Below are 18,081 nucleotides of genomic sequence, written 5' to 3'. Positions count from 1 at the left end.
GGCAATTGGGAAGCCAGATGCTTGCTGTGAAGGCATCCTGCTGAGGCGCGGGGGCGAACAAATCGAAGGGCGAATGCTTCACTTATGACCAGCGCACTTCCCGCTATCCGGGACTCATCCTATGATTTTAAAGAGGATAGTAGTAATCTAAATTACTTACCTGCAGTTTCACTATATGGGATTCGCGCATCGTCGCCTCGATGATTCGAATCTATCCAGCGAGGGAGTGTCGCGTGCTGGAAATCGACCACTTCAGCCACGGGTGGCTGACACCTGTCATCGCCTACATCATGTCGTTCACCGGTTCATTGCTCGGACTCCGATGCATGGCCAGGTCCCGCACTGGTTCCGCGCGCGACGGCTGGCTGCTGGCCGCGGCGGTCGCCATCGGCGGCACCGGAATCTGGGTCATGCACTTCATCGCGATGCTCGGATTCGCCATCGACGGGGCATCGATCCGCTACGACGTTCCCGTCACGCTGATCAGCGCGCTGATCGCCATCGCGGTGGTGTGGATCGGATTGCGGATCGCCCACCAGCGGTCACTCGGGCCGATGGCGCTGTTCGTCGGCGGAGCGGTCACCGGCTTGGGCGTCGGTGCGATGCACTACTCCGGCATGTACGCGATGAAATCCGACGCGACGATCGGCTACGACGGACGGATCGTCGCATTGTCCATGGTGATCGCCGTGGTCGCCGCGACCGCCGCGTTGTGGTTCACGCTGCACGTTCGTGGCACGCTCGTCACCATCGGCGCGGCGGTGGTGATGGGTGTCGCGGTGTCCGGCATGCACTACACGGGCATGTTCGCGATGCATGTGCACGAAGCGCAACACCTGCATCCACCGTCCGGCGCCGGCGCGGAGCAGCTGCTGACTCCGCTGATCGTGAGCATCAGCTTGGTGACCGTACTGTTGCTGCTGCATCTGGGCATCACGGAGGTCGAGGACGAGAACGCCTATGTCCCGCGGGGCCGGCACGCCGCCAGTTACTGGCCGACCCGTGACTGAACGGACCCCGTAGCGTCCTCCCGCCGGAACTCGCATCGCACCCGGCTGACGTAATGGCCGCCGTGGAGGAGGCCCATGCGGCGCCGCGACGCGCGTTCGGTTTTCCGTGCCGGATGCCGGGTACGCGCGCCGAGAGCCGGTTTCGTGGGGAGACCGGCGCTTGCAGCCGAACCAGGAGGTGGCGATGCGTATCGGGTACAAACTGGCGGCCGAGGCATTCGGTCCGAACGAGCTTGTCCGCCAAGCGATCCGGGCCGAAGAGGCCGGATTCGATTTCGTCGAGATCAGCGATCACTTCCATCCCTGGCTGGACAACCAAGGGCATTCACCGTTCGCTTGGACCGTGCTCGGAACCATCGCGGCGAAGACCGAGCGCATCGAGCTCGCCACCGGCGTGACCTGCCCGATCCTGCGATACCACCCCGCCATCATCGCGCAGGCGGCGGCCACTCTCGCGATCCTGTCCGACAACCGCTTCACCCTCGGCGTCGGTTCGGGTGAACGCCTCAACGAGCATGTCGTCGGTCGCGAGTTCCCGCCTGTGCGCATCCGGCAGCGAATGCTCCGCGAAGCCCTCGAGATCATTCGCCTGCTGTGGAGCGGCGGTTATCAGTCCTACGACGGCGAATTCCTGACCCTCTCCGAAGCTCGCGTCTTCGACCTGCCCGACCGGCTCCCGCCGATCGCGGTGGCCGGAGGCGGGCCCCAGGCGGCTCGCCTCGCCGCCGAACTCGGTGACGGTCTGTTCGCCACCGAACCGAAGTCCGAGCTCGTCGATCGCTATCGCGCGGCGGGTGGGACAGGACCGCGCTACGCGGAGGTGGGCATGGCGTGGGCGCCCGACGAGGAAACGGCCGCGAGGGCGGTGCTCGACACGACGCGCTGGGCCGTCACGGGGTGGAAGGTGATGAGCGAGTTGCCGAACCCGGTCAACTTCGCCGCCGCGACCACCACGGTCCGTCTGGAGGACATCCTCGACAATTTCGCTTGTGGTCCGGACCCGGCCCGCTATCTCGACGCCGCGAAGCAGTACGCCGACGCGGGATTCGACCATCTCGTGATGCAGAACGCGGGCCCCGACCCCGATGGCTTCCTGGACTTCTACCGCCGCGAACTCGACGAGCCCCTGCGTGCCCTGACGCCGAGGGCGTGAGGGCGCTGCATCGGAGCGAGTGGTGAGGACGCGAGGTCAGGCCTGCCGGGCGGCGGGTCCGCGGATCGCGGTGAACAGGCGCAGGCAGCGTTCGGTCATGTCCTCGGGGGTGTGGCCGGGATGGTCGCTCCACCACGCGATGGTGGTGGACACGATGCTGAACCACAGTGCCAGCAGCAGCGAGTGATCGTCGGCATCGAAGACGTCGGCGTCGGCCAGCACCTGTGCGACACCTGCCGAGCCCATGCCGTTCAACGCATCCTGATACTCGCGGGCTACCGCGTAGGCCTCGCTCGGACGAGGCAGGGTGGCGTCGTAGATGATCTTCCAGTTCTGCGTGCGTCCGTCGAGGGCGTCGAAGATCCCGGCCAATGTCGCCAGCGCCCGGTCGTGGGCACCGGGCGCGGACTGCGCGGCCGCGACCGCATCGACCAGGCTCTTGCCCGCGCGGTGCACGCAAGCCGCGTGCAGACCGTCGCGGGAGCCGAAGTAGGCGTAGACGAGCGGCTTGGAAACCCCCGCGGCCGAGGCGATCCGGACGAGCGAAGCCTTCGCGTAGCCGTGATCGCCGAACTCGGCGGTGGCGACGTCGAGAATCTGCTCCTCCCGCCGCTCGCGCGGCACACCCTTGGTGCCCGGCTTGCTCACGGGGCATCACATACGTGCATGGGACTCCTCGGATATCGCGCAGATACGTCGAATTCGATATTCGCACGCTCCGTTCGGGCGACGGCGCTGTCCATCTCCTCCCGGTACGCCGGCGTCCTGCGGCATCACCTCGCTGCGGAGGGCAGCGGGTCGATCAGCACCCCGGGATTGAGGATGCCCGCCGGATCGAGTGCCGATTTGGCCGCCCGCAGCGCCGCTGCGAAAGGTTCGGGTCGCTGGCGGTCGTACCAGGGACGGTGGTCGCGGCCGACGGCGTGGTGGTGCGTGATGGTCGCACCGGAGATATGGAGTGCTTCCGATACGGCGGTCTTGATCTCGTCCCATTGCTCGACGGTCCGGCCCCAGCGGCCCGCGGCGTAGATGCCGAAGTAGGGCGCGGGTCCGTCCGGGTAGACGTGGGTGAATCGGCAAGTCACCACACCGGTCACACCGGCCGATCGGAACGCGGCGGTCGCCGCTGTCTGCACCGCGGCGCGGAGGTCTTCGAAACGGTCCCAGGTGCAGGCGGTTTCGAATGTCTCCACGATCATCGACTGGGCGGCGAGCGCGTCGCGCTGATACGGCATCCGGAGGAACGACGAGCGCCACGTGTCGGCCGCGCCCGGGCGCGCCGAGTCTTCCGCGGAGTCGGAGGTGCGCACCCCGTCGGGAATGGTGCCGCCGTGCTCACCGCAGATTCGTATCGCCCGGCGCATCGGTTCGTCCACGGGATGGTCGGCGGACTCGAATCCGAGCACCAGCACCCCGCCCGCCGTGCTGGTGCCCGCGTTGACGAACGCTTCCACCGGATCCAGCAGCCGGCAGTTGGCCGGATGCAGCCCGGACTGGGCGATGGCCCGCGTCGCGGTCACGGCCGCGCCGTAGCGGTCGAAGAGCACCGACGCTCCGGAACGCCAGCGCGGACGATCCTGCAGGCGCATCCACGCTTCGGTGATCACGCCCAGGATGCCTTCGGACCCGAGGAACATCCGGTCGGGTGAGGGACCCGCACCGGAGGCGGGCAGCCTGCGCGATTCGCTGATCCCGGCCGGGGTGACCACCCGCATCGATTCGACCATGTCATCGATGTGGGTATGGACGGTCGCGTAGTGGCCACCGGCCCGCGTGGCCAGCCAGCCACCGAGCGTCGAGAACTCGAAGGACTGCGGAAAGTGCCGCAGTGTCAGACCATCCGGCCGCAATGCCGCTGCCAGGGCGGGGCCGAGCATGCCCGCTCGAATGCGCGCCGCGCGGCTGGTGCGGTCGAGCTCCACGAGCCCGGCCAAGCGGCTCATGTCCAGCGACACGGACCCGGTGTAGGCGTCCATGCCGCGCGGTTCGACACCGCCTACCACCGACGTTCCGCCGCCGAACGGCACGACGGCGATGCCCGCGCCCGCGCACCAGTCCAGGATGTCGACCACGTCCTGTTCGGTGCGCGGGCGCAACACCTGATCGGGTACATGGTCCACGCGGCCGAGCAGATTGCGCACCACGTCACGAAACGCCTGCCCGTTGCCGTGGGAGACGCGGTCACCGAGGCCTCCCGAGGCCAGGTGAGCCAGCGAATCCGGCGGCTGGACGCGCGGCGGAGGAACGGCCAGCGCCGTCAGGTCCGGCGCCTCGTGCACCGTCGGATCGGCGTCGGGGAGCAGGGCCGCCACCCGCTTCGTCAGCGCTTCGCGCTCGGGGCCGGTTACGGCGTCCTCTCGATTGCCCCATCCCCACCACGACCTCGTCGCCATCGCACGGCTCCCTTCGGAAAGTAATTGACTCGATGGTAAATTACTTCGATGTCAATTGTCAGTGCCTTCCTGGCCGGACCGTGACGGCGGCCCGTGGGACCTATGTCGAGTGAGAACCGACCGAATAGAGAGAGTGATTCTTGCCACATTTCAGGCCGTGGTGGCTACGGTCCGAAACGGTTGTTCTTCACGTCACACGGTGTAATGGACTAACGGGTAGCTGGGTAACCCTATGGACTTTCCCAACCTCGCCGCGCCGATCCGATCGGTGTTCGCTAAGGTCCGATCTGCACGCTCGGGTCATGGTTCACGCATTTGAGGCACCGCTTCTGGCTCCATCGCCAGAGCGGACACTGATCGACCAGAGAGTGAACTCGCCACCGCATGACCCCGACACGTCGTTCCGCACGTCGCGCCCACCATTCACGAGCACGTAATCTGCTGTTCCACCAACTGCTTTCCGCCGCGGTCGACACCTCGTTCGACTCCGCGGCGGTCCGGTACAATCCCACCGGCGATCCCGCCGATCAGCGGGAACTCAGCTATCGGGAGCTGGATGAGACCTCCTCGCGACTGGCCCGGTATCTGATCGGCTTCGGTCTGGGGCCGGGAGACTTCGTCGCGGTGGCCATCACGCGGTCGGTGGAGTCGGTGCTGGCGGTGTGGGCGGTCGCGAAAACCGGCGCCGCCTACGTGCCCGTCGATCCTTCCTATCCGGCCGATCGCATCGCGCACATGATCGCGGATTCCGGCGTCGTCGTCGGTCTCACCACCTCGGCACATCGAGCGGCGCTGCCCGCCACGGGGACCGATTGGATCGAACTCGACGCCCCGGCGCACCGCGAGCGGCTCGCCGCCCAGCCCGGTCATTCGATCTCCTACCTGGACCGGTCGCGCCCGCTGACCGAACAGCACCTCGCCTACGTGATCTACACCTCCGGCTCGACGGGCAAGCCGAAAGGCGTCGCCGTCACCCATGCCGGCCTTGCGGCCCTGGTCGAGCACGAGATCGCCGTGCGGGTGGTGACCCGGGAATCGCGCGTCACGCATCTGTGCACACCGAGCTTCGACTTCTCGGTGATCGAGATGCTGCTCGCCTTCTCGGCGGGAGCGACTCTGGTCGTCGCGCCGCCCGCGGTGTTCGGCGGCATGGAACTGGCCGATCTGCTGCGGCGGGAGCGGGTCACGCATCTGTGCATCACCCCGGGAGCCCTGGAGTCGATCGACGCGGCCGGACTCGACGACCTCCGGGCCATCCTGTGCGGCGGGGAGCGCGTGAGTCGCGAACTGGTGGCCCGGTGGGCGAACGCCGACCGGGCCTTCTACATCGTCTACGGCCCCACCGAGACAACCATCTTCGCCACCGGCACCGCGGCGCTGCGCGCGGGCGAGGCGACCCACATCGGGACTCCGGTCCCAGCGCTGGGCGTCCACGTGCTCGATGCCCGGCTACGGATGGTGCCCACGGGAGTGATCGGCGAACTGTATCTCTCCGGGCCGGCGCTGGCGCAGGGATATCTCGGGCGACCCGGGCTGACCGCCGACAGGTTCGTGGCCAATCCGTTCGCGACGGCGCCCGGCGCCCGCATGTATCGCACCGGCGATATGGTGCGGCGCACCTCGGCCGGGCTGATCGAATACCACGGCCGAGTGGATTTCCAGGTCAAGATCCGAGGGCTGCGAATCGAGCTCGACGAGATCGACAACGCACTGACCGCCCACCCCGACGTCGACTACGCCGTGACGCTCGGCACGACGCTGCCATCCGGTGGCAGAGCGCTGGTGTCCTATGTGCTGCCGCGCGTGGCGTCCGCCCCTGGCGACTGCGGCCGGGTGACCCTGAACACCACGGAACTGATCGATTTCCTAGCGAAAACCCTTCCCGCATATATGATTCCGGCGTCGATCACGGTGCTCGACGAACTCCCGCTCACACCGGTCGGCAAACTGGATCGCGCGGCGCTACCGGAGCCGGCGCTCACCACCAGACGGTTCCGTGCGCCCGCTACGCCGACCGAGCGGGTGGTCGCCGACATCTTCGCCGCGTTGCTGCTGCCGCACCCCGGCGCAGGCCAGGTGGGGGCGAACGACGATTTCTTCGAACTCGGGGGCAACTCGCTGATCGCCACACAGGCCGCGGCGCGGCTCGGCACCGCGCTGGGTGTCCGTGTTCCGGTCGCGCTGCTGTTCGAGGCGCCGGCGGTGGCGAAACTGGCCGAACGCCTGGGGGACCTGACCCGGGCGTCGCATCCCGCGCCGCGACCGATGGCACGGCCCGAGCGGGTGCCGCTGTCGTACGCGCAGCGGCGGATGTGGTTTCTGAATCGGTTCGACCCGGCCGCGGCGAGCAACCACATTCCGCTGGCGGTGCGGTTGAGCGGGCAGCTGGACGTGGACGCGCTGCGCGCCGCGATCCGGGACCTGGTCGAGCGGCACGAGGTACTGCGGACCAGCTATCCGGAGCACGACGGCACGGGCAGCCAATGTGTGCATCCCGTGTCGGATCCGAGGGCGGTACCCGAACTGCCGGTGCTCGACGTCATCGAGACCGAGATCCCGGAGCGCACCGTAGCCGCGGTGGTCGAGGGCTTCGACGTGACGGCGGCGCCGCCGATCCGGTTGCGTCTGCTGCGCTCGAACGAGACCGAGCATGTGCTCGTGGGCGCGATCCACCACATCGCCGCGGACGGCTCCTCCATCGGCCCGCTGACCGCCGACCTGATGACCGCCTATACGGCCAGGGCCGCAGGGCACGGTCCGATCTGGACGCCGCTGCCCCTGCAGTACGCGGACTACACGCTGTGGCAGCGTCGAATGCTGGGCGAGGAGAGCGATCGGGGCTCGACACTCGCCCGCCAGATCGGATTCTGGCGAGAACGGCTGGCGGACCTGCCGGAAAGGCTGGACCTACCCGCGGACCGGCCGCGCCCGGCGGTGTTCTCGGGTCGCGGCGCCACGCACGAATTCAAGATCGATGCGACGGTGCACGCGGCGCTGAACCGGCTGGCGCACCACCACGACGCGACGCTGTTCATGGTCGCGCACGCGGTATACGCCGTTCTGCTGGCCAGGCTGTCGAACACCCGCGACATCACAGTCGGCACGCCGGTGGCCGGTCGCGGCGAAGCCGCGTTGGACGGCCTGATCGGCATGTTCGTCAACACCCTCGCGCTGCGTACCGAGATCGACCCCGGTCACACCTTCGCCGAACTGCTCGACCAGGTGCGCGGCCGGGATATCGAGGCGTTCGGATATGCCGACGTACCGTTCGAACGCTTGGTGGAATTGCTGGACCCGGTGCGGTCGAGCGCGCATCACCCGCTGTTCCAGACGATGCTGACCTTCCACAACTTCGCGCAGGCGACGCTGGAACTGCCCGCTCTCATCGTCTCCCCCCTCGACTTCGCGCTGCCACTGGCGAAGTTCGATCTCGAGCTGACCATGGTGCCGCACGAGGACGAGCGGACGCCGCTGGGAATCTCCGCCGCCTTCACGTATTCCACCGACCTGTTCGAGGAGGCGACGGTCGCGGGCTTCGCCCGGCGGCTGTGCGCGCTCCTCGCCGCCGTCCCCGACTCGGCGGATCGCCCGGTGGGCGAGCTGGACCTGCTCGACGCCGCGGAGCGCACCGCCATCCTGGCCCACTGGAACGACACCCGGCATCCCGTCCCCCCGGGGCTGGTGCTCGACGGCTACCGGCGTGCGGTAGCGCGGCACCCGGACGATGTCGCGATCGTCTGCGCGGGCCTGCGACTGACCTACCGGGAGTTCGACGAGCGGGTCAACCGGCTCGCGCGGGTGCTCATCGACCACGGCGTCGGCGCGGAATCGCTGGTGGGACTGGCGATCCGGCGTTCGGTCGACCTGGTGGCCGGGATGTACGCGATTCTCACCGCGGGCGGCGCGTACGTCCCGCTGGACCCGGATCATCCCGCCGAGCGGCTCGCGCATGTGCTCGAGGTCGCCCGGCCCGTCTGTGTGCTCACCACGACCGCCGACGCGGTGCCGATGCCCGATGACGTCGTCGTCCTGACTTCGGACACCCTCGAAGCCGATCGACGCTCGGGGGCACCGATCCGTTCGGATGAACTGCTGCGTACGGTGCTGCCGGAGCACCCGGCCTATGTGATCTTCACGTCCGGGTCGACCGGGCGCCCGAAAGGCGTGGCAGTCTCGCACAAGGCGATCGACAACCAGATCGAGTGGATGCTCGCCCAGTACCCCATGGGGCCGGGAGAGGTGTACCTCCAGAAGACCGCGACCACCTTCGACGTTTCGTTGTGGGGCTACCTCATGCCGCTGCGGTCGGGCGCGAAGCTCGTCGTCGCCGATCACGACGGGCACCGCGACGCGGACTATCTCGCCGCGACCATCGCCGAACACGGCGTCACCGTCACCGACTTCGTGCCTTCCATGTTGACGGTATTCGCCGCGCATGCGGCGCCCGGCAGCCTTGCCACACTGCGGCATCTGTTCGTCATCGGGGAGGCTTTGCCGCCGGAGACCGTGCGTGCGGTCCGGGCGGTCACCGAGGCGCAGGTGCACAACTTGTACGGGCCCACCGAGGCCGCGGTGTCGGTGACCTACTGGCCGGCGGGGACGGGTGAGGGATCGACGGTGCCGATCGGCCGGCCGCAGTGGAATACGCGGGTCTACGTGCTGGATGCGCGCTTGCGACCGGTGCCCGCCGGGGTACCCGGCGAGCTGTATCTGGCCGGGGACCAGCTCGCCCGCGGATATGTGCGGCAGGCTGCGCAGACGGCCGGTCGCTTCGTCGCGAACCCGTTCGACCGCGGAACCAGGATGTACCGCACCGGTGACCTGGCGGTCTGGCGGGCGCCCAGTGCGGACGAGCCCCAGCGACTGGAATATCTGGGGCGCACCGATTCTCAGGTGAAGTTCCGTGGCCAGCGGATCGAGCTCGGCGAGATCGAGGCCGCGCTGCTGGCGCAACCGTCGGTGAGTCAAGCGGTCGCTGCGGTGGCGCCCTCGCCGGTGAGCGATCGGCTGGTCGCCTATGTGGTTGCGCTGCCCGGGCATGTCATCGACGATCGAGAGCTCTTCGCCGGGATTTCGGCGGTGCTGCCCGCGTACATGATCCCCTGCGTGCTGGTCGAACTGCCCGCGCTGCCGCTGAACGTGAGCGGCAAACTCGACCGCAAGGCACTGCCCCGGCCGACGGTCACCCCCGGGAAGTTCCGGGCCGCTCGAAATCCCGTCGAACAGGCCGTCGCCGCGGTGTTCACCGACCTGCTCGGCATCGAGGGAGTGGGCATCGATGACGACTTCTTCGCCCTCGGCGGCAATTCGCTGCTCGCGACCCGTGCGGTCGCGAGGCTCAACGAGGCGCTGCGATCCCAGGTCACCGTGCGTGATCTGTTCGAGGCGCCCCGGGTCGCCGCACTCGCCGCGAGGGCGGTGTCCGACGGTACGGGCGCCGTCCGTCCGCCCTTGGTCCGGACGCGACGGACCGATCGCATCCCGCTCTCGCCGGCACAGCATCGGATGTGGTTGCTCAACCGCATCGAGCCGGACTCGCCCGCTTACAACATGCCCTTCGCCGTCCGGCTGACCGGCATCCTCGACGTGCCCGCGCTGCGCTACGCGGTCGCCGACGTGATCGAACGGCACGAGGTGCTGCGCACCCGCTACCCGGTCGACGCCGACGGGCAGCCGGGTCAGGAGATCTTGACGACCGCCGCGGTCCTCCCCGATGGTCTCGCCGTGGAGCACGACCTGACCGAGGTCGCGGACATGGTGAACGGGCTGATGTGCGCGGGCTTCGATGTGACCACGGCCGCGCCGGTACGGCTGCGACTGTTCACCTCGGGCCGCGATCATCTCCTCGTCATCGTGACGCACCACATTTCGGCGGATGGCGCGTCGCTCGCGCCGCTGGCCCGCGACCTGGCGACCGCCTACGTCTCCCGTTTGAACGGTTGTGCACCGGACTGGCCCCCGCTCCCGGTGCAGTATGCCGATTTCGCGATCTGGCAGCACGCTGTTCTCGGCCGCGACGACTGCGATCATTCCCTCGCCGCGCGGCAATTGTCGTACTGGCGCGATCAATTGGCCGGGCTGACCGCACCGCTGGAGCTGCCTGCCGATCGCCCTCGTCCGTCGAGGCCCGCCAACCGCGGCGCGTCGACCGGCTTCACCATCCCGGCGCCGGTACACCAACGACTGACCGCGATCGCGCGCGAGCACAAGGCGACGTTGTTCATGGTGATCCACGCGGCGCTCGCCACGGTCATCGGACGCCTCTGCGGCACGACGGACGTCGTGATCGGCACCCCGGTCGCCGGACGCGGCGAACGCGCGCTGGACGATCTGATCGGCATGTTCGTCAACACGTTGGCTCTGCGGGTCGACGTCGATCCGGCCGCGACTTTCCACGACCTCGTGGATCGCTCCCGGGAAGCGGCTCTTTCGGCGTTCGCCAACGCCGACGTGCCTTTCGAGCGAGTGGTCGAGCAGGCCGCGCCCGCTCGCACCGGAACGCGGAACCCGCTGGTGCCGGTGATGCTGGCGTTCCAGAACATCGAGCAGCCCGCCCTGGAGCTGCCGGACCTGACGGTCACCGCTGTCGACAACGGCGCGATCACCGCGAAATTCGATCTCCAAGTCGTCGTCGAGCCACGACTAGGCGCCGACGGCCGGGCGGCGGGAATCGCCGTGACATTCACCTATGCCACCGAACTCTTCGACGAATCGACCGTCCGAGCCTTCGGGCGGCGATTCGAGCGCATCGTGGCGGCGGTGGCGCAAGAGCCCTCCGCGGCGGTATGGGACATCGGCATTCTCGACGAAAACGATGTCCTGCCCGCCGATGCGCGCGAGGCGTGTGCCGGGCCGTCCGATATCGCGGACGCGGCGGTGGCGACGCTGCCCGCGCTGGTCTGCGAGCAGGCGCAGCGCAGGCCGGACGCGTCGGCCGTCCGATTCGGCGCCGCCACGCTGAGCTTCGAGACGTTGTGCCGTCGCGCGAATCGAGTCGCCCGCGCGTTGATCGCGGCCGGCGCAGGTCCGGAATCCGTTGTGGCCGTCGCGGTCTCGCGGACGGAGGAACTGCCGGTCGCGCTGCTCGGGGTGCTTGCGGCCGGTGCGGCGTACCTGCCCGTCGATCTCGGCTACCCGGCGCAGCGGCTGGCCTTCGTGCTCGCCGACGCGGCGCCGGTCTGCGTGCTGACCACGGCTGCCGACCGCTCCGACATCCCGGACGCCGGACTACCCACCGTCCTGCTGGAACAGTCGGCGGAGTTCTGCGACGCTCCGATCACCGACGCCGACCGGCTGAGGCCGCTGCTTCCGGACAACCTCGCCTACGTCATCTACACCTCGGGCTCGACGGGCGTGCCGAAGGGCGTCGGCGTGACGCACCGCAACGTGGTGGAACTGTGCGCGAATGCGCGACCGCTGTTCGGATTCGGCGAGCGAGACGTCTGGACGGTGTTCCACTCCTTCGCATTCGACTTCTCGGTGTGGGAGCTGTGGTGCGGGCTCGTGACCGGCGGCACCGTCGTCGTGGTCGACTACGCGACATCGCGAACACCGGAACTGTTCCGGGAGTTGTTGATTCGTGAACAGGTGACGGTGCTGAACCAGACTCCGTCGGCGTTCTGTCAACTCGTCGAAGCCGACCGCGACGCCTGCGCCGCCTCCGGGGAATTCGCGCTGCGATACGTGATCTTCGGAGGCGAGGCGCTGGACCTGCGGCACCTGCGACGGTGGCGCGAGCGTCATCCGGGGGACGCGCCGCGATTGGTCAACATGTACGGCATCACCGAGACGACCGTGCACGTCTCCTTCCTGGAGATCGGCGCGCATCTGATGGACAGTCCGGAAAGCCTCGTCGGCCGAGCGCTGCCCGGTCTGGACACCCATGTCCTGGATCTCCGGCTGCGTCCGGCGCCGTTCGGTACACCCGGTGAGATCTACGTCGCGGGCAGCCAGCTGTCGCGCGGTTACTCGGGACGGCCCGGGCTCACCGCGACGCGGTTCGTCGCGAATCCGTTCGGGCCGCCGGGATCCCGGATGTACCGCTCGGGTGACCTGGCGCGCTGGACCCGGTTCGACTGCGACGCCGGGCTCGCCTATGCCGGTCGCGGCGACCAGCAAGTGCAATTACGCGGTTTCCGGATCGAGCTCGGGGAGATCGAAGCGGCGTTGCTGCGCTGTCCCGGCGTGAGCCAGGCCGTCGCGGTGGTCCGGGCCGATCCGGCACTCGGCGATCAGCTCGTCGGCTACGTGCTGCCCGAGCCGGATGCGCGGCTGGACCCGGCCGGACTGCGCACCCAGGTGGCCGAATACCTGACCGGATACATGGTGCCGGCCGCGATCGTGGTGATCGACGTCATTCCGTTGACCCCCAACGGCAAGCTCGACCGGCGTGCGCTACCCGCGCCCGAATTCCGCGGTCGTGAGTTCCGTGCGGCCGCCACGCCCGTCGAGTCCACCGTCGCCGCCGCCTTCGCCGAGGTGCTCGGCGCCGATCGCTTCGGCATGGACGACAACTTCTTCGAACACGGCGGAAACTCCCTGCTCGCCGCGAAGCTGACGCTTCGGCTGTCGTCCGCGCTCGGCACCCGGATTCCGGTGATGCGGGTGTTCACCGCGCCCACACCCGCGGAACTGGTCGCCGACCTGGCCAGCCGTGCGAGCGGAACGGTCGAGACCGAGGCGGCCTTCGACATGCTGCTACCGCTGCGCCCCCGCGGTTCGGCCGCGCCGCTGTTCTGCGTTCACCCGGTGTCGGGAATTTCCTGGTCGTACGCGGGTCTCGCCGCCTATCTCGACCCGGATCGACCCATCTACGGATTGCAGACGCCGGTGCTGGCGACCGAGGGGGCGATGCCGGGTTCGATCGAGGAATGGGCTGATCGCTACCTCGAGCTCATCCGCTCCGAGCAGCCGACAGGTCCGTACCACCTTCTCGGTTGGTCGTTCGGTGGCGTCATCGCACACGAGATCGCGGTGCAATTGCAGCGCGCGGGCGAGCGGGTCGCGCTGCTCGCGGTGATGGACAGTTATATGGCGGATCCGCCGGGCACCCCGCCCGGTGACGCGGGGCAAGTGCCGGTGGCCGAATTGATCGGCGGTCTGCTCGGTGAGCAAGCGGGCGACCTCGGCAATGTGGCGGATGTGGACTGGGCCGCGCTTCCGCAGAAGATGACCGAACTCCCCGAGCCGTTCGCGTCGTTCGGCGCCGACCGCGTCACCCGGATCCTCGACGCGGCAGTGCACTCGGTGGCGCTCCGCAGCGCCTACGACCCGCCCGTGTACCGGGGAGACGTCATCTATTTCACGGCCGCGCTCGATGATCCGACCGGCTGCGTCGGCGCGTCGATCTGGCAAGAGGTCGTCGACGGCCGAGTGCACAACTACGCCGTACCCACCACGCATTGGCGGATGACCGTCGCGTCGGGGCTCGCCCGGATCGCCGAGGTGCTGACCCGGGCGTGGCGCGGGGACGAGCCGGGCTCGGAATGCCCGGTCAACCGGTGAACCAGCGGCGCAGCCGGGCCTCGGCCTCGGCGGTCTTCTCCCGGGCGAGTTCTACCGAAGGCGGTGTGAACGGGGCGACCGGCGCGGGACCGGACAGGAAATCGGCGTCGACCTTGCCGACCAGCCCGTCCCCGAACTCGATATGGCACGTGCCGCGGCCGCGGTACCGCTGCGACGGCGCCGCTGCGCGCAGCTCGGCTTCGATGCCCGCGGCGACGGTGCGGGCGGCGTCCTCGGCGAACACCCCCGCACGCGGGACCGGTGCGTCGGCGCAGTCGCCGAGGGCGAAGACGCCGGGGTACGGCGTTCGCAGTGTGCGCGGATCGACGGCGATCCAGCCGTCGGTCCCGCCCTCGGTCAACCCGGAGGCCTCGACGACCGCGGGCACCCGGTGCTTCGGGATTCCGATGAACAGGTCGTAGGGAAGATCGCCGGTGCGGGTGACCGCCACGTGGCGGCTCGGATCGAGCGCGTGCACCACGCGCCCGGGTGAGTATTCGATTCCCCGGCGGGTCAGCGCTTCCACGATCGCGGCGGAGGTATCCGCGGACACCGGAATAGGGGAGTCCATCGGGGTCAGGAAGTGGATGCCGGTGCGCTCACGGACGCCACGCCGGGTCAGCTGCTCGTGCAGGAGCATGCCGCCTTCGTAGGGCGCGGGCGGGCACTTGAAGGGGACGCTCAGCACCGCGACGATCACGGTCCCGCCGTCGAAGTCGCCGAGGCGGTCGCGCAATCGCCGGGCGCCGTCCATCGAGTAGTACTCGTATCCGTCTTCGGCGAAGCCCGGGGTCGCGCCCGGGTCGTAGTCGGCGCCGAGCGCGACGACGAGGATGTCCGGTTCGTACTCCGAGCGGTCGGTGCGGACGCGCCGGGCCCGTGGGTCGATTTCGAGGACTTCCTCCTGCCGGAATTCGACGCGCGGATGGTCGAAGCGGGTGTAGGGCACGCGCACGGCCTCCGGCGGTACGTCTCGGAACAGGATGTCCAGTTTGGCGAAGCCGAAGGTGAAGGAGTCGTTGCGGTCGACGATGACGATGCGGAGCTCGTCGGCCGGCGAGCCCGACAGGCGGGTGGCCAGCTCCAGTCCTCCGAACCCCGCACCGAGAATGAGTACGGTAGTCATAGCCTGATTCTTCTCCCGGTCACGCCACCGGTCGAGCGGCTCCCTACCGGGGGAGGAGGCCGGCCGGAGGCGCGAGCGCCTTTCCCGCGACGAACCGGCGGGCAGCTTTCCCGGTCGGAGCCCACACCGCCGTGGCCGGAGTGCCCTGCATTCGGTGACCTTCGGCCATCATCTCCGCCGCCGGATCGCGCGATGCTGAAAGCGAACCGAGTAGATCGCGCAGTGATGGCACCCGCCATCGACCACCCGTAATGAGCATGCCCCATGACAGAACTACGGCCCCTCGATTCGGGCTTCATGGAACTAGAGGACGCCGACCGGCACATCAGTCTCGGAATCGGCGCGGTGGCGATCATTTCCGGTGCTCCGCCGAGCCGGGAGGAGTTCACCGGCCTACTCGCCAGGGGGGTGGGGCAGAACGCGCGCCTGCGCCAGAAGGTGCGGCGGGCGCCACTCGACCTCGCCGCGCCGGTCTGGGAGGACGACCCGAATTTCGATCTCGCACACCATATCCGGTGGACCGCGTTGCCCACGCCGGGCGACGAGCCCGTGCTGTGCGAACTGGTGGCGGCGGAACTGGAGGAGCGGCTCGATCGCGACCACCCGCTGTGGCAGTGCGTTGTCGTCGAGCATCTCTCCGGTGACCGCTGGGCCCTGGTCGTCAAAGCGCATCACAGCCTGGTGGACGGAGTGTCCGGCATCTCGGTGTTCCGGAACCTCTGCGATGCGGTATCGGCGGAACCGCAGGACGCCGCGACCGAGCCGCGGGCTCGTACCGAGGTGCGGTGGCTGGACGTGGTTCGCGACGTGGCACGGCTGCCCGTCGTCGCGCCCCGGACTGTGCTCGGCATGGTGCGCGGTCTTGCTCCGCTCGCCTCCGCCGTCGTGTCACCGGCCGCCGGAGGCTCGCTCAACGGCCCCATCGGACGGCAGCGCCGGTACGTCGTGGCGCGCGCCGCCCTGTCGGATGTCCATCACATCGGTGACGCGTTCGGCGTCACCGTCAACGACGTCGTACTGGCCTCGGTCGCCGCCGCATACCGCGACCTGCTGATCGGCCGGAACGAGCGACCCGCGCCGGACACACTGCGCATCCTCGTTCCGGTGTCGATGCGGTCCGAGAAGGCGAGACACGCGCTGGACAACCGGGTTTCGGCGATGCTGCCGTTCCTGCCGATCGATGTCGCCGACCCGGTCGAGCGGCTGGAGGCGCTTCGGGAGCGGATGGCCGAACACAAGGCGAGCGGCGAAGCACGAGCGGAGAGCTCGGTGCTGGAGCTGGCCGACCGGCTGCCGTTCGCGCCCATCGCGTGGAGCCTCCGTCTGCTGACGCGAGTTCCGCAGCGAACCGTGGGCGCGCTGGTGACGAACGTGCCCGGGCCGCGCGACCAGTTGACCGTGGGCGGGCGCGAGGTCGTGGAACTGCTGCCCGCCACACCGATCGCGATGCGTGTACGTACCGCGATCGCGGTACTGAGCTATGCGGGCCACCTGACCTTCGGCATTACCGGAGACTACGACACCGCACCCGATATCGCGGTGCTCGCCGAGGGTGTCGAGCGCGAGATCCGGCGGCTGCGTGAGCGCGCCGGGATTCGGCGGCTGCCGCGGCCGGAGGTGAGCGGACCGTGACAGGCACCCGGACGGCGGCGGGTCGCCGGCCCCACGGCTTCGGCCGCCGGAAGATGACGGATCGGGGACTTTTTGCCCTGTCCGACAGCGCGACCCGGTGGTGGTATGGGAGGCCGCGGTGACGAGTGAAGACCGGAAAGCGAGGTCGTTGCCAGGTGGATTCGCGCGCAACGTGCCCCGGCACGAGATCATGATCGCGTCGAACGGGCGTATCGCCGACAGCGGCGTCACGAGCCGCGCGATGGTCGAGATCGACCGCGAGGAGGCGTTGCGGCTGCTGGCGAGTGTGGCCTACGGGCGCGTGGTGTTCACCCGCGACGCGCTGCCCGCGATCCGGCCGGTCAACCATTTCGTCGACGACGGCGTGGTCGTCGTGCGTACGCGGGTCACGTCACGGCTCACGGACACGATTCGTGCCGATCCCTGTGTCGTGGTGGCCTACGAGGCCGATGACATAGACCCGGTGACCCATGTCGGCTGGTCGGTTGTCGTGACCGGTCTCGCCCGTACGGTCACCGACCCGGAACGGGTCGTCCGCTACACCCGCCTGCTCCGGCCGTGGGCCGAGGGGGGCATGGATACGGTCGTCGCCATCGAACCAACGATCGTCACCGGCTTCCGGCTCGTCGAGGAACAGCGATAGGTGTAGCGCGCGGCGACGGACGAGACTTTCGGGTACGGAAAGCGACTGGATTGTCCTCACATCACGGGGGCGAGTGATTGTCCCGGGCAGCACGCTGTCGCGTGCGAACCACCTCGCCGAATATGCCGAACCATCGTCCCGAAAATCAGCGCGTACATATCCGGTGGGACCGGTGCTCGGGTTCGGCGGACGGCCGAGTTCCGCTGCGGATTACCACACTCCGTGGTGGGCGGCACGCACTCGGAACGCCGGTGGTGCAGTTCGTTCCCGCCGCGGCGCCGGTCTTCCGCATGCTGTCGTCGGACCGCTCGACGGGGCGGATTCGCGGCCTGACCGGGCCGATACCCACTCGCCTCCGGCGCCGACAGCCACTCGACGTCGTTTCGCCCATCGAACCGAGCTGATCCCTGGCGCGGGAATGCCGATGGCTCGGCGACATGGTTTCGGTAATTGAAGCGATACCTTATATTGCGCTGAAAGAAGATCTCGTAATGAAGTGGGAAATGATTCCAGCCGGAATTGAGTGCAAGAAGGAACATCTTTATGGATGTATGTATTGCGATATGATCGCTACGAGAAGGGTGAATAAAACTAAATTCTCAGCGATCTCTGGCAGATAT

8 protein-coding genes are annotated in these 18,081 nt (G+C 68.4%); 5 read left to right on the top strand and 3 right to left on the bottom strand.

The features are described from left to right. Positions 1–233: 233 nt before the first annotated feature. Positions 234–1,010, top strand: coding sequence for an MHYT domain-containing protein (locus tag M8859_RS05505; RefSeq protein ID WP_195071120.1), 777 nt, complete (start codon positions 234–236; stop codon positions 1,008–1,010). A gap of 184 nt (positions 1,011–1,194) precedes the next feature. Continuing rightward, positions 1,195–2,163: a TIGR03557 family F420-dependent LLM class oxidoreductase gene (locus M8859_RS05500; protein WP_249643947.1), complete on the top strand. Its 969-nt coding sequence runs from the start codon at positions 1,195–1,197 to the stop codon at positions 2,161–2,163. 36 nt (positions 2,164–2,199) lie between these two features. Here the strand turns inward: M8859_RS05500 and M8859_RS05495 are convergent, their stop codons facing one another. Together M8859_RS05495 and M8859_RS05490 are read right to left on the bottom strand one after the other, a co-directional pair. Next, the gene (locus M8859_RS05495) at positions 2,200–2,811 is read right to left on the bottom strand and encodes a TetR/AcrR family transcriptional regulator (protein WP_159925824.1); all 612 of its coding nucleotides are present in this window, start codon (positions 2,809–2,811) and stop codon (positions 2,200–2,202) included. A gap of 125 nt (positions 2,812–2,936) precedes the next feature. Next, positions 2,937–4,556 carry an FAD-binding oxidoreductase gene (locus M8859_RS05490; RefSeq protein ID WP_159925822.1) on the bottom strand — a complete coding sequence of 540 codons (1,620 nt, stop codon included), beginning with the start codon at positions 4,554–4,556 and terminating at the stop codon, positions 2,937–2,939. Between the two features lie 384 nt (positions 4,557–4,940). Between M8859_RS05490 and M8859_RS05485 the strand changes: the two genes are divergently transcribed. Further along, positions 4,941–14,060 (top strand): non-ribosomal peptide synthetase, encoded by a 9,120-nt coding sequence (locus M8859_RS05485; protein ID WP_249643946.1) that lies wholly within the window; start codon positions 4,941–4,943, stop codon positions 14,058–14,060. Here M8859_RS05485 and M8859_RS05480 read toward each other — a convergent pair. Continuing rightward, the gene (locus tag M8859_RS05480; protein ID WP_249643945.1) at positions 14,050–15,186 is read right to left on the bottom strand and encodes an NAD(P)/FAD-dependent oxidoreductase; all 1,137 of its coding nucleotides are present in this window, start codon (positions 15,184–15,186) and stop codon (positions 14,050–14,052) included. The two genes, M8859_RS05485 and M8859_RS05480, sit on opposite strands and share 11 nt — an antisense overlap. A gap of 264 nt (positions 15,187–15,450) precedes the next feature. Between M8859_RS05480 and M8859_RS05475 the strand changes: the two genes are divergently transcribed. Both M8859_RS05475 and M8859_RS05470 read left to right on the top strand, forming a co-directional pair. Then, positions 15,451–16,818, top strand: a complete 1,368-nt coding sequence (locus M8859_RS05475) for a wax ester/triacylglycerol synthase family O-acyltransferase (RefSeq protein WP_195139333.1) — start codon at positions 15,451–15,453, stop codon at positions 16,816–16,818. Positions 16,819–17,008: 190 nt separating this feature from the next. Next, complete coding sequence (locus M8859_RS05470; RefSeq protein ID WP_159925912.1) at positions 17,009–17,461, top strand: pyridoxamine 5'-phosphate oxidase family protein; 453 nt, start codon at positions 17,009–17,011, stop codon at positions 17,459–17,461. Positions 17,462–18,081 lie beyond the last annotated feature (620 nt).

The sequence above is a fragment of the Nocardia sputi genome (assembly GCF_023501985.1).
This window is presented reverse-complemented; position numbering and strand designations above follow the sequence as displayed.